Source organism: Polynucleobacter sp. TSB-Sco08W16 (genome assembly GCF_018687455.1).
Lineage (GTDB): Bacteria > Pseudomonadota > Gammaproteobacteria > Burkholderiales > Burkholderiaceae > Polynucleobacter.
Genome location: NZ_CP061291.1, coordinates 22768 through 35615 on the forward strand (window position 1 = coordinate 22768; position 12848 = coordinate 35615).

The window sequence follows — 12848 nt, forward strand, 5'->3', positions numbered from 1 at the left end:
AGGGAAATTATGTCAACCATTCGCGTCGATGTAGTAAGTGCTGAGCAGTCTATTTTCAGCGGGGAAGCTAAGTTTGTTGCGCTCCCTGGCGAAAGTGGTGAGCTCGGCATTTTGCGCGGCCATACTCCTTTGATTACACGTATTCGTCCAGGTTCAGTTCGTATTGAAAAAGCTGATGGTGATGAAGAGTTTGTATTCGTGGCGGGTGGCTATTTAGAAGTTCAGCCTGATCACGTTACCGTATTGGCGGACACCGCTATTCGCGGTCATGATCTTGATGAAGCGAAAGCAATTGAAGCTAAGAAACGTGCTGAAGAAGCAATGCAAAATCGTGGCACTGACTTTGATATGGCCTTGGCCCAGTCAGAATTTGCAATGGCAGCTGCGCAGTTAGCCGCAATTGCTCGTTTTCGTCGTAAAAAGTAATCGCCGGTCATCTCCTTGCTGTTAAATGATCGGTTTTTGAGGGCCTGCCTGGGCGAAGCGGTTGATCAGACACCGCTTTGGCTCATGCGTCAAGCTGGCCGATACCTCCCTGAGTACAACGCTACACGCGCTAGAGCTGGAAGCTTTCTTGGGCTCGCAAAAAATCCTGCTTATGCTACTGAGGTAACACTACAGCCTCTAGATCGCTATCCATTGGATGCAGCGATTTTGTTTTCTGATATTTTGACCATCCCCGATGCAATGGGATTGGGCTTGAAATTTACGACAGGCGAAGGTCCAAGCTTTGATCATCCACTGCGTGATGAAGCCGCAGTAAAGAAATTGCGCGCGGCCGATATGAATGAGCTGAAATACGTATTCGATGCGGTTTCTGAAATTCGTAAAGCACTGATTCAAGACGGCAAGCAACGCGTGCCCCTGATTGGTTTTTCTGGAAGCCCCTGGACATTGGCTTGTTACATGATTGATGGCTCTAGCTCAGATGATTTTCGCCATGCTAAAACAATGATGTTTAGTCGCCCCGATCTACTTCAGCACATACTTGATATTAATGCGCAGTCAGTTGCAGATTATTTAACTGAACAAGTAAAAGCAGGTGCACAAGCATTGATGATTTTCGATACCTGGGGTGGAATGCTCCCAGACGGCTGGTATCAAAGAATGTCTTTAGCCTCAATGCAAAAAGTGATTTCTTTATTGCCGCGCGAATATCAAGGTAGAAAAATTCCTGTCATCATGTTCACCAAAGGCGGTGCTATTTGGTTGAATGATATGGCGCAGGTTGGTGCAGATGTAATTGCAATTGATTGGACTATGTCATTAAGTAGAGCGCGCAAACAACTGCTTTCTTTAAATAAGCCATTAGCATTGCAAGGCAACCTGGACCCACTTATTTTGTTCTCAGAGCCAGCGCAAATCGCAAAGCAAGCAAGCATGTTGTTAGATGACTTAGCGACTGCCCCAGCTTTAAAACCAGGACTTCACCCTCTCGATGGTCATGTCTTTAATCTAGGTCATGGGATTTCTCAATTTACCCCGCCAGAAAGTGTGACGGCATTGGCAGAAACAGTGATCCAACACTCCAAGGCTCTTAGATCAAAGCAATAAAACTGAGTAACTGCTAACTTACGAAGATTTTTTAGAATAAAAGTTATGCACAGTTTTGGTCACAATTCAAAATTCATGAAGATCCCGAATAAAGATAAACTTTAACTTTCGGACATCTCTGTAAATTATTGATTTATAAAGATTTTTGGTCATTAGGCTGAAAAAGAGCGCCTAAACAGTTTGCTGGTAAATTAACCTATAAATCAAAGTTCTTGGATGATATCCACAGACTTATCCACAAGTAGATTAGAAAAAACGAAGTAAAACATGTCCCCACCCATTGTGGTTCAAGTAGTTGTTGATAAGCCTTTATCCCAGGGCTTTGATTACTTGTGGGATAAAAATATCCTTGGTATTGATCCAGAGATTGGCCATATTGTTGAGGTCCCCTTCGGGCGCTCTACTTTGGTAGGCCTGGTAATTAAAGTGAGCACTCACTCTAATTTTGAGTTTGAGAAGTTAAGGTCTGTCACTCAGGTGGCACCACTCCCTCCAATGGATTCGGCAGCGCTAAGGCTCATGAATTTTGCTAGCCAGTATTACATCCATGGACTTGGAGAAACCATCATCCCCACAATTCCACAGATGTGGAAAAAGTCCAAAGAGTGGGAAAAAATGCCTGTGAAGTTAGCTGCAGCAGATAGGAAAACAAAGAAGCAAACTGGGGCTGAACTTAGCGAAGGCTTCATTAGCGAATCCCAGTTAAATGAAGTACAAGATCAGGCATTGCAAAAATTGCGTGCTTGCGTCAATGCAGGAGAATTCAAGGCCACCCTTTTGCAGGGTCAAACTGGTAGTGGCAAGACAGCAGTATTTTTAAATTGGCTAAGTGCGATCCTTGCAGATGAAAAGTCTCAAGCGCTTATCTTGGTGCCTGAAATTAATTTAACGCCACAATTAGAGCGTAGAGTGCGCGCATATTTCCCCGATAAAAAAATGGTTGTGCTTCATAGTGGCGTTAGTGAAAAAAAACGGGGAGTAGCTTGGTATGAAGCCGTTACCGGAAAAGCACAAATTGTCTTGGGTACAAGATTAGCTGCATTAACGCCCCTGCCCAACCTACGCGCTATTGTTATCGATGAGGAGCATGATCCATCCTATAAGCAGCAAGATGGAATTCGCTACTCTGCTAGGGACCTTGCAGTATGGCGTGCGCATGACTTGAAGATTCCAATCTTGCTATCTTCCGCTACACCCTCTTTAGAAACCTGGATGTCGGCCAAGTCTGGTCGTTATCAATATTTACGCTTGGATCAGCGTGCACAGGGCGCCGGCCTTCCAGTAGTGCATTTAATCAATACCCGTGACCCGCAAAATCAATTTAGTCCGGGTGATATTGATAAGCCTTTAGCAAAAATCGCACTGAGTAAGCCGTTGGTAAGGGCGATTAATAAAAACTTGCAAAGTAACAAGCAAAGCCTGGTTTTAATTAATCGCAGAGGCTATGCCCCTGTGCTGAGCTGCAGTGCCTGCTCATGGCTATCTAAATGTGAGCAATGCAGCTCTTATATGGTGATGCACAAGGCAGGAGCCCTTGGACGAAAACCCCTGTTGAGCTGCCATCACTGTGGACTAGTCAAGCCTATCCCGAGTCACTGTCCAGACTGCGGCAATGCTGATCTTAAAACTTTAGGACAAGGTACGCAAAAGCTTGAGGATGCGATTGAGGAGGCTTGGCCGGGCGCACGTGTCTTGCGCGTGGATACGGACTCTAGCAGGAAAAGTAAAGGCGCTGAAGAGCTTTTTCAATCAATTCATGAAGGTAATGTTGATATTGTCGTTGGCACTCAAATGATTGCAAAGGGACATGATTACCAAAACATTGGATTAGTCGCTGTCTTGGATGTGGATAGTCGCCTATTCTCGCAAGACTTCCGTGCCGCAGAAAGATTGTTTGCACAACTTGTTCAGGTAGCGGGTCGCGCTGGTAGAGCTAGCAAAGATGGTGAGCTCAGCGGCGATATTTATATCGAAACTCAGTTTCCCGAGGCCGCGGTCTTTCAGTTCTTGCTGAGACATGATGTCGATGGATTTTTGTCCTATATCGCCAATGAGCGTGATGAGGCTAAGTTACCCCCCTATTCATATCAGGCCTTGGTTCATGCCGAAGCCAGAAGCTTGGATAAGGCCATTCGCTTTTTAGGTGCGCTTAAGGGGCGCCTAAAGGCTCAGGGCCATATTAAGCAAGGGCTCAGAGTCTATGATCCTGTGCCAAAGAGTATGGTGCGGGTCGCTGGTGTTGAGCGCGCCCAATTGGTGGTGGAGTCAGAGGACCGTCGCCAATTACAAGATGTTTTAGAGCTAATTGATCGAGCTTTACGAGACAGCTCGCAGGGACGCATTAGCAAGGACGAGAAAATTCGTTGGTTGATTGAGCGAGACCCAATTTCAATCTAAAGGATGAATTAAGCGCCAGAAGTAGAGCTGTATTTTTCTAGGCTCATGAGTTGCTCAAGTTCAGATGCAAGACTGTTATCAGAAAGCGGTTTGATTTTGAATAACCAAACTGCATATGGCTTTTCATTCAGCGATTCAGGGGCGGCATCCACTTCTTCATTCAGTGCCACTATCTCGCCGCTCACAGGAGCATGAATATCACTCGCAGCCTTTACTGACTCAATGACTGCAATTGTTTCACCTTGTTTAACCTGTTGACCAAGCTTGGGCGCTTGAAAGAACATGACATCACCGAGTGCTTCTTGAGCATGATTGCTAATACCAACCCATACCAGACCATCCTCTTCTAGATCGGCCCACTCATGGGTTTCTGCAAATTTAAATGTTTCTTGGCTATTCATTGTTTTATCCTTTAGGAATATTTTATGCCCAGTCTCACAAACTAGCTTTCAACAAATGATTCGTTTACCCGCCGTGTTTTATTAAATTTATATATGCCAATTAAATTAGGGGTTGTTCCCGTTACTCCGTTTGAGCAAAACTGCTCTATTCTGGTCTGCCAAGAAACTGGAGATGCCGCGGTAGTTGACCCCGGGGGCGATATTGAAAAAATTTTGGATGGCGTAAAACAGATGGGTGGCAATGTAAAAAAGATTTTGTTAACCCATGGGCATTTGGATCATTGTGCTGCCGCCAAAGACTTGGCTGATCAGTTGGGCGTCCCTATTGAGGGCCCTCAAGAAGAGGAGCGTTTTTGGATTGATCAATTGCCCGAACAAACAGTACGTTTTGGCTTTGGTCATGCCAAAGTATTTGAACCTAATCGTTGGTTAAACGATGGTGATCATGTAGAGGTGGGTAATGTTGATCTTGAAGTGTTTCATTGTCCAGGACATACACCTGGCCACGTTATCTTTTTTGATAAAGAAGATCGCTTGGCAATCGTGGGGGATGTTTTATTTGCTGGATCGATTGGGAGAACGGATTTCCCGCGCGGCAATCATGCCGATTTAATAAACGCAATTAAAACAAAGTTATGGCCTCTCGGCGACGACGTGCAGTTTGTGCCCGGTCACGGTCCAATGTCTACATTTGGGAAAGAACGGAGAACCAATCCCTATGTGGGAGAAGATGCATAAGCGGCCTTATGCCGCTTAAGAAACAAAACTACAAATTAGGTTTTTGCTGAACCGGTACGATGAGTACGGTTATATAAGCAGCTAGCGCAAATCCAGCGTTGCTTGCGATTGCTTGTCGGAATCCATGTGCCGCCCTCGAGTCGTTTTTCGCGACTGCAAGAAGAGCAAAATTTAAGGCTCTGAGAAGAATCTTGGGTGGCAGCTGGAGTCGATGTAGTCATGGCAATCCGGGTAAGGCAAATCTTTATACAGAGATCTATTTTACCCGTTTTGTCCTGCTGGGATTGGGGTTAAGACAACCCGGACTGAATCGGCCGTTTTATTGCCGTCAAAGTCCAGCCAAGCCTTATTTTCAAAGTCATAGAGCTTGCATTTACGAGCAGTATCGAAATACCAGCCCCAAGAGAATTTTTGAATAAAAATACGCTCTGGGAGAATGGTTTCCAGCGTTTGCTGAGCCTCTGGGAGGCGATACAGTGGTACGCTCATATCAACGTGATGAGCTGTATGCTCCATGATATGGTGCATTAAAGAGCCCCAGATCCAGTTAAATGTTAGGTGTACGGTGGTTGATACAAAAGGTTGGGCGCGCAGCCACTCTGACTTTTTGTCATACCAAGATACCGATGGATGGGTGTGGTGAACATAGACCACAAATCCAATCATGCCGTTCCAGAACAAGAATGGCACCGCAAAACCAGTTAGTAAGCCAACCCAAACAGATTGGCCGGTAGCAATAGCGCCGCCGATTAAGCAAGCAATCCAAACGATAGCAAAGGCGGTTACAAGTAAATTATCTTTTAGAAAGATTGGGCGATCACCCGGCTTGTTCTTTGCATTTGGAAAGTACTCGCGCCTCCACCAGATTTCAATTAAGTAGTAAAAAACAGGACCCAAACCGCTGCGGTAAAGGTGCTCTAGAGCCTTACGCCATGGGGGTAGCGCGTCATACTCCGATTTTGATAATGGAGCCCAAACGAAATCGAAACCTTTCAGGTTGGTTTGGCCGTGGTGCACTACGTTGTGACCAACATCCCAGAGACTGTATGGGGTCAGCGAAGGTAAGAAAGCGATGCGTCCTAATACTTTATTCAACTCACGATTTGGTGTGAAGCTCTGGTGACAAGCATCATGACCCAAAATAAAAATACGGCCAGTGACAAAACCAGCAACTACCCCAAAAATAATTTTCAGGAGAATGCTTTCAACTAAAACTGTGCCCGCAATACAGCCAAGCCACAGCAATGAATCAATGAGCAAAAGCATGATTGCACGCCCAGTTTCACCTTGTGCCATTGGGATTAACCAGCTCCGAATAATTTTGCGGTGAGGCAATGGCGCCTCAGGGGGCAAAGGATTGGTCAGGGAAGGCTCTGTAAGGGCGGTATTTAGATGTGTAGACACGATAAGAATCAATAAGTTAGACGCAAATGATAGCGGTTTTCACGATTTCTCGCATGATGTAGGTCAAAAACCCCTTCAGTTTTGGCGCGCCCGGCAGGAATCGAACCTGCGACCCTTGGCTTCGGAGGCCAATACTCTATCCACTGAGCTACGGGCGCCAGTGTAAAACTGGATACCCCGCTATTGTAAGTGCCTAAACCCCTACTCTCTAGTTATAATCTTGGCAAAACAACCCTAAAACCCGTCAAACTATAAATCCCTATGAGCAACGAGCACGGAAATCTAATCAAGACCCCAAAACAACTCATCACCATGGTGTTTGCAAGCTTTTTTGTACCCTTGATCATCATTTTGTTGTTGATGGTGTTTGTGAATAATGGCAAGCGAGTTGATTCATCAGCTTCCGCAGATCAAATTATCAAACCGGTAGCCCAATTGAATCTCCAAGATGCAAGCGCTCCAAAAGATGCTCAGGAGAGCAAGTAAGCTTCAATCCCCTCTAGTAGAAGAGCGGACAATTAAAGCTGGCTAAATGCCAGCTTTTTTATTTCTCTGAATTATTTGCTTTCGCATCTAAGGCAATTTGGTAAGCATCTTTTTTCGGAAGTCCTAGGGCTTGAGATAACACGGCTGCTATTTCTTTGCTCCCCAAATAGGAGCTCAATATATTGGCCCATAGCATTAGAGACGCATGCTCTGGGGCCTCGTCAGCGCTGGCTTGGCGGCCTGCAATCAAAATAATGAACTCCCCCTTAAGGCTGTCAGCATTTTCTAGCCAGGATGCAATCTCTTGCGCCTGAATTGAAACCAATTGCTCAAACTTTTTAGTGAGCTCTCGGCAAATCAACACCTGTCGATCTTTTTCTAATGCATCACTAAGCAAGAGAAGTGTTTCGCGAATGTGATGTGGCGACTCAAAAAAGATACTAGTCTTTTTGCTGCTACTTATATCTTGTAACAGAGCATCACGCTCTTTCGTTTTGTGCGGCCAAAAGCCGAGAAATTGAAAGCGCCCTTCCGAATGCTGCATTACCGAGCCAGAAGCCGAGATGGCACAAGATATAGCGCTTGCTCCTGGTACGGGGATCACTCGAAAGCCTGCTTTTTGTACTTCGTCTACAAGACGTGCACCAGGATCAGAAACGCCAGGCGTACCCGCATCAGAAATATAGGCCCAGCGCTCCTTGTTAGAAAGGTGCTGAATCACTGTTTGAGCTCCGCCGAGCTCATTGTGCGTATGTAAGGCTAAACACTTTTTATGAATACCGAATTGTTGCAACAGCGCAGCGCTATGCCGAGTGTCTTCGCATGCAATGCCGTCCATTTCATTGAGAACATGTAGTGCGCGCAAGGTAATATCCCCCAAGTTCCCAATGGGCGTAGCTACCATATATAAAGCACCGGCTGGTAAATCCTGTTGCTTTAAAAAATCCAATGAGCCTAGTTCCATGGGGATATTGTCTGCTGAAGGTTAATCAATAAGCAAGAGAATACGTTGCTTTTGAGTTAAGCTGAAAGCATCGGAATTTAGACCTTCTTTGGCGCATAATATTGCTATGGATAAAGACACTATCGAACGTTTGCGCAAACGCGCATCCCAACATTTTTTAGATAGCATTGCCGTTAAGCAAGAAGCTGAAAAAATCCTGCCCGAACCGGTTGCCCTTGGAGTGCTTGCAATGGTTGATTGTCTAAAGTCTGGCGGCAAAGTCATGGCATGCGGCAATGGTGGTTCTGCAGCAGATGCGCAACATTTCGCAGCAGAACTCATTGGGCGCTTCGAGCGCGAACGCCAAGAGTTAGCAGCCATTGCATTGACAACCGACTCATCTATTTTGACGGCGGTTGGTAATGATTACAGCTACGATGAAGTATTCAGCAAGCAAGTGCGCGGTCTTGGAAAAAAAGGCGACATCCTTTTAGGCATCTCTACCTCAGGCAACTCAAAGAACGTGGTTAAAGCAATTGAAGCTGCTAAAAAAATAGGTATCAAAATCATCGCGCTCACTGGTAATGGTGGCGGGAAGATTGCAAGCCTATTAGATAAAGACGATATTCATTTGTGCGCCCCTTCCACGCGGACCGCACGTATTCAAGAAACCCATCTAGTTTTACTTCATGGTTTGTGTGATGGCGTTGATCACATACTGCTCGATTAACTTTTATACAAAAGCAAAGACACCTAAATGCAAATTCAATCTTTCAGTAAATTCTTTATTGCATTAGTCCTTGCATCTCAGCTCTCTGCTTGTGGAGTTCTCGCAGTAGGTGGGGTTGCAGCAGGCGCAAGCATCATGGCTGATAGACGCACTCCAGGTGTGCAAGCAATTGATAATGGGATCGAGCTTGAGGCTAACGCGGCCTTATCAAAGCGCTTTGGTGATAACGCTCACATCAACGTAACTTCATTCAATCAAAAAGTATTGCTGACTGGTGAAGTAAAAGATGCTGACATAAAGGGTGAGGCAGGCGCCTATGTGAAGGCGATGAAGAATGCTCGCACTGTATTTAATGAGCTTGTTGTTGGACCTAATAGCACTTACACTGCACGCGCGAACGACTCTTATTTAGAGTCGAAGCTTAAGGCGCAAATGATTTTTACAGATAAGCTGCCATCGAACTCTATGTCTATTGTTGCTGAGGGCTCAAGCGTTTATCTAATGGGCATCCTGACCCAGAATGAGGCTGACCTGGCTAAGAAAGTGGCCAGCAATACTAATGGTGTGAAAGATGTCTATGTTTACTTTGACATCATTTCTGAAGAAGAAAAAAATCGTTTAGAAAAACAAGGCAAGGCTGATCAAACGCAGCCAAGCTCACCTCCAAAATTCCAATAAACTTTCTGTAAGTTTGTGATTTACATGAAGCGAGCGATTGTAAAAATAGTTTTTTTATTTGCAGCACTCGCTTATTTCATTCCTGCTGCACAAGCAAATGAAGAGGATCAGAAAGCGTTTGCAATCGCCAAACAAAATGCATGCTTAGGTTGTCACGCGCTTGATAAAAAAATTGTCGGCCCTAGCTATCAATCAATTGCCCAAAAATACAAGAGCGATCCGAATGCGCAAGTATTTCTGAAAAAGAAAATTGCTAAAGGGGGGGCGGGCTCGTGGGGGGTTGTGCCTATGCCCGCGAACGCAAAGTTAAGTGATGCGGATTTGTCTTTGTTAACTAGCTGGATACTGCGTGGTGCACCGAATTGAGTGTATTGAGAAAAATACTCAAGCGATCAACGTGCTAGTGCTGGTTTGCCCAAGAACCACCACCAGGCTTGATGAGCAAGCTTGAAATTTTCTTTTATCGCGTAATCAAAATCAGCCCACTGTTCATTTGCAGCCTCTTCCACAATGGTTGCGGGATTTGCTGGCGGTAATTTGAGATAAGCATCTGCATCACCGTAGGCGTATTCCACTTTCATGCCGGCTTTTTGTGCCAAATGCATCATGGCTTTATTGTTTGCAAGGCAATGCACATATAGGGTTTGAATGTTGCTATTACGTGAGTGCACCGCAGAGCGTTGAAGTAGCGCAGTGCCAAGCCCTTGCCCTCTTCCCTCTGGCAATACAGAGACTCCGAACTCGGCAGAGCGGGCCTGACCATTAATTGTTGGTAAATAGGCGAGGTGTGCCATGCCAACGAGCTTTAAATCTGCATCAAAGACGCCAAAAATGGCATCTCTATTGAAATCTAGACGTTCTACGTAGTGGTTAATGACTTCATCAGGGGTTTGGGTGCCAAAGCGAAGGCGGCGATCTTCTTCGCCCAACTGCAATAGATGGTTCAGTATCTCCAGGCGATGTCCTGCATGAAGCTCTCGAACAGGAACTACTAGCCTTGCTATATATGGCTTGCTGGGTGAGTGGCTGTTCGCTAATTTATTGTGCATAGCAATATTTTAGCAGGGATTAAGGAAAATTACAGGGTTTTCCCTAGTATGTGGCTTATATGCAAATAAACCACCCAAATGCAGGTTCTGTTCTGGTTTTTTGTGAAAAGGACTCTAAAAAGCAAGAAATTTGAAAAAAAGTTAAAAATATTTTCAAATTTTATCCCCTTGATTTAATTGAATAATTTTTTTAAATCAGAAATATTTTCGCTTTTTTTAGGAAATAGACTACGAAAGGTGTTGACGACCCAAAATAAGTGCGCTATAGTCTCACCTCTCTGCTGAATGTTATTTGAAATACAAAACAAGTCAGCCCTCTTTAAAAATTAGTCAACCGATAATTGTGGGTACTAAGTGAAAGCATCCAGTCCTTCGGGACAGATGTAAATAAATAGTACTCATAGACAGTAAAAAGATTTGGTTTTATTACCAAGTCAATTTCTTGAATGAGTGCGACGATCCGCAAGGATCACAGGAATTGAACTGAAGAGTTTGATCCTGGCTCAGATTGAACGCTGGCGGCATGCCTTACACATGCAAGTCGAACGGCAGCACGGGTGCTTGCACCTGGTGGCGAGTGGCGAACGGGTGAGTAATACATCGGAACGTACCTTATCGTGGGGGATAACGCAGCGAAAGCTGTGCTAATACCGCATACGCCCTGAGGGGGAAAGCGGGGGATCGAAAGACCTCGCGCGATTAGAGCGGCCGATGCCTGATTAGCTTGTTGGTGGGGTAAAAGCCCACCAAGGCGACGATCAGTAGCTGGTCTGAGAGGACGATCAGCCACACTGGGACTGAGACACGGCCCAGACTCCTACGGGAGGCAGCAGTGGGGAATTTTGGACAATGGGGGAAACCCTGATCCAGCAATGCCGCGTGAGTGAAGAAGGCCTTCGGGTTGTAAAGCTCTTTTGTCAGGGAAGAAACACCGGCTCTAACACAGTCCGGGAATGACGGTACCTGAAGAATAAGCACCGGCTAACTACGTGCCAGCAGCCGCGGTAATACGTAGGGTGCGAGCGTTAATCGGAATTACTGGGCGTAAAGCGTGCGCAGGCGGTTATACAAGACAGGCGTGAAATCCCCGGGCTTAACCTGGGAATGGCGCCTGTGACTGTATAGCTAGAGTGTGTCAGAGGGGGGTAGAATTCCACGTGTAGCAGTGAAATGCGTAGATATGTGGAGGAATACCAATGGCGAAGGCAGCCCCCTGGGATAACACTGACGCTCATGCACGAAAGCGTGGGGAGCAAACAGGATTAGATACCCTGGTAGTCCACGCCCTAAACGATGCTGACTAGTTGTTCGGGATTTACATCCTGAGTAACGTAGCTAACGCGTGAAGTCAGCCGCCTGGGGAGTACGGTCGCAAGATTAAAACTCAAAGGAATTGACGGGGACCCGCACAAGCGGTGGATGATGTGGATTAATTCGATGCAACGCGAAAAACCTTACCTACCCTTGACATGTCACTAACGAAGTAGAGATACATTAGGTGCTCGTAAGAGAAAGTGAACACAGGTGCTGCATGGCTGTCGTCAGCTCGTGTCGTGAGATGTTGGGTTAAGTCCCGCAACGAGCGCAACCCTTGTCTTTAGTTGCTACGCAAGAGCACTCTAAAGAGACTGCCGGTGACAAACCGGAGGAAGGTGGGGATGACGTCAAGTCCTCATGGCCCTTATGGGTAGGGCTTCACACGTCATACAATGGTGCATACAGAGGGTTGCCAACCCGCGAGGGGGAGCTAATCTCAGAAAATGCATCGTAGTCCGGATCGTAGTCTGCAACTCGACTACGTGAAGCTGGAATCGCTAGTAATCGCGGATCAGAATGTCGCGGTGAATACGTTCCCGGGTCTTGTACACACCGCCCGTCATACCATGGGAGTGGGTTTTGCCAGAAGCCGTTAGCCTAACCGCAAGGAGGGCGACTGCCACGGCAGGGTTCATGACTGGGGTAAAGTCGTAACAAGGTAGCCGTATCGGAAGGTGCGGCTGGATCACCTCCTTTCTAGAGAAAAGATGCTGGAGCTATAGTGCCCACACTTATCGGTTGACAATAAAAGCCACGGGTCTGTAGCTCAGCTGGTTAGAGCACTGTGTTGATAACGCAGGGGTCGTAGGTTCAAGTCCTACCAGACCCACCAATCAGCGTTGATATGGACTTAGTGGACGTTGGGGGATTAGCTCAGCTGGGAGAGCACCTGCTTTGCAAGCAGGGGGTCGTCGGTTCGATCCCGTCATCCTCCACCAACATCTAAATGTCAAAACTAAGCGATTAATAAATTGTTTAGTTTTGCCATTTATGGCTGTTCTTTAAAAATTTGAGTAAGCAAAGTGTCAAATGTTTCTTTGAGAGGACATTTGACAATGTAATAAGGGTAAAGATTGAATCATCAATCAGTAATACAAACGAGTTTTACCAAGTTCTTTAACAAGTACTTACAGTTTGGATTACGGCAAACA

General features: G+C 45.9%; 13 protein-coding genes, 3 tRNA genes and 1 rRNA gene. 11 read left to right on the forward strand and 6 right to left on the reverse strand.

All coding sequences use genetic code 11. The annotated features are described in order from the left end of the window. Positions 1–9 precede the first annotated feature (9 nt). The 3 genes from FD961_RS00120 (at position 10) to priA (ending at position 3951) form a co-directional block, all read left to right on the forward strand. The gene (locus FD961_RS00120) at positions 10–426 is read left to right on the forward strand and encodes a F0F1 ATP synthase subunit epsilon (RefSeq protein WP_215393636.1); all 417 of its coding nucleotides are present in this window, start codon (positions 10–12) and stop codon (positions 424–426) included. A gap of 9 nt (positions 427–435) precedes the next feature. Beyond that, on the forward strand, positions 436–1554 hold the full coding sequence (gene hemE / locus FD961_RS00125) for a uroporphyrinogen decarboxylase (RefSeq protein WP_215394288.1): 1119 nt from the start codon (positions 436–438) through the stop codon (positions 1552–1554). Positions 1555–1821: 267 nt separating this feature from the next. After that, positions 1822–3951, forward strand: a complete 2130-nt coding sequence (gene priA / locus FD961_RS00130; protein WP_215393637.1) for a primosomal protein N' — start codon at positions 1822–1824, stop codon at positions 3949–3951. A gap of 8 nt (positions 3952–3959) precedes the next feature. On the opposite strand, the gene gcvH is transcribed toward priA, so the two are convergent. Then, on the reverse strand, positions 3960–4352 hold the full coding sequence (gene gcvH / locus FD961_RS00135) for a glycine cleavage system protein GcvH (RefSeq protein ID WP_215393638.1): 393 nt from the start codon (positions 4350–4352) through the stop codon (positions 3960–3962). 93 nt (positions 4353–4445) lie between these two features. Between gcvH and FD961_RS00140 the strand changes: the two genes are divergently transcribed. After that, positions 4446–5090, forward strand: a complete 645-nt coding sequence (locus FD961_RS00140; RefSeq protein ID WP_371817153.1) for an MBL fold metallo-hydrolase — start codon at positions 4446–4448, stop codon at positions 5088–5090. A 35-nt stretch (positions 5091–5125) separates the two neighbouring features. Here FD961_RS00140 and FD961_RS00145 read toward each other — a convergent pair whose 3' ends face one another. From FD961_RS00145 to FD961_RS00155, 3 genes are all read right to left on the reverse strand, one after another. Further along, positions 5126–5311: a hypothetical protein gene (locus FD961_RS00145; protein WP_143070006.1), complete on the reverse strand. Its 186-nt coding sequence runs from the start codon at positions 5309–5311 to the stop codon at positions 5126–5128. 40 nt (positions 5312–5351) lie between these two features. Continuing rightward, a complete protein-coding gene (locus tag FD961_RS00150; RefSeq protein WP_215394290.1) occupies positions 5352–6386 on the reverse strand; it encodes a fatty acid desaturase in 1035 nt (344 codons plus the stop codon). Positions 6387–6576: 190 nt separating this feature from the next. Then, positions 6577–6652, reverse strand: a tRNA-Arg gene (locus FD961_RS00155). Between the two features lie 103 nt (positions 6653–6755). On the opposite strand from FD961_RS00155, the gene FD961_RS00160 reads away from it, so the two are divergent. Beyond that, entirely contained in the window at positions 6756–6980 is a 225-nt protein-coding gene (locus FD961_RS00160) for a hypothetical protein (RefSeq protein WP_251371279.1), read from the forward strand. 58 nt (positions 6981–7038) lie between these two features. Here the strand turns inward: FD961_RS00160 and rsmI are convergent, their stop codons facing one another. Further along, positions 7039–7944: a 16S rRNA (cytidine(1402)-2'-O)-methyltransferase gene (gene rsmI / locus FD961_RS00165; protein WP_215393639.1), complete on the reverse strand. Its 906-nt coding sequence runs from the start codon at positions 7942–7944 to the stop codon at positions 7039–7041. A 106-nt stretch (positions 7945–8050) separates the two neighbouring features. Here rsmI and FD961_RS00170 point away from each other — a divergent pair, with 106 nt between their 5' ends. From FD961_RS00170 to FD961_RS00180, 3 genes are read left to right on the forward strand one after another with little or no spacing between them, the layout of a single operon-like run. Then, a complete protein-coding gene (locus tag FD961_RS00170; protein ID WP_215393640.1) occupies positions 8051–8653 on the forward strand; it encodes a phosphoheptose isomerase in 603 nt (200 codons plus the stop codon). 27 nt (positions 8654–8680) lie between these two features. After that, a complete protein-coding gene (locus tag FD961_RS00175; RefSeq protein ID WP_215393641.1) occupies positions 8681–9331 on the forward strand; it encodes a BON domain-containing protein in 651 nt (216 codons plus the stop codon). A gap of 24 nt (positions 9332–9355) precedes the next feature. After that, a complete protein-coding gene (locus FD961_RS00180; protein ID WP_251371280.1) occupies positions 9356–9697 on the forward strand; it encodes a c-type cytochrome in 342 nt (113 codons plus the stop codon). Between the two features lie 26 nt (positions 9698–9723). On the opposite strand, the gene FD961_RS00185 is transcribed toward FD961_RS00180, so the two are convergent. Continuing rightward, the gene (locus FD961_RS00185; protein WP_215393642.1) at positions 9724–10380 is read right to left on the reverse strand and encodes a GNAT family N-acetyltransferase; all 657 of its coding nucleotides are present in this window, start codon (positions 10378–10380) and stop codon (positions 9724–9726) included. Positions 10381–10860: 480 nt separating this feature from the next. On the opposite strand from FD961_RS00185, the gene FD961_RS00190 reads away from it, so the two are divergent. The 3 genes from FD961_RS00190 to FD961_RS00200 all read left to right on the forward strand — a co-directional run bounded on the left by FD961_RS00190 (position 10861) and on the right by FD961_RS00200 (position 12635). Next, positions 10861–12393, forward strand: a 16S ribosomal RNA gene (locus FD961_RS00190). A 59-nt stretch (positions 12394–12452) separates the two neighbouring features. Next, positions 12453–12529 (forward strand) — tRNA-Ile (locus FD961_RS00195). A 30-nt stretch (positions 12530–12559) separates the two neighbouring features. Next, positions 12560–12635 (forward strand) — tRNA-Ala (locus tag FD961_RS00200). Positions 12636–12848: the final 213 nt, after the last annotated feature.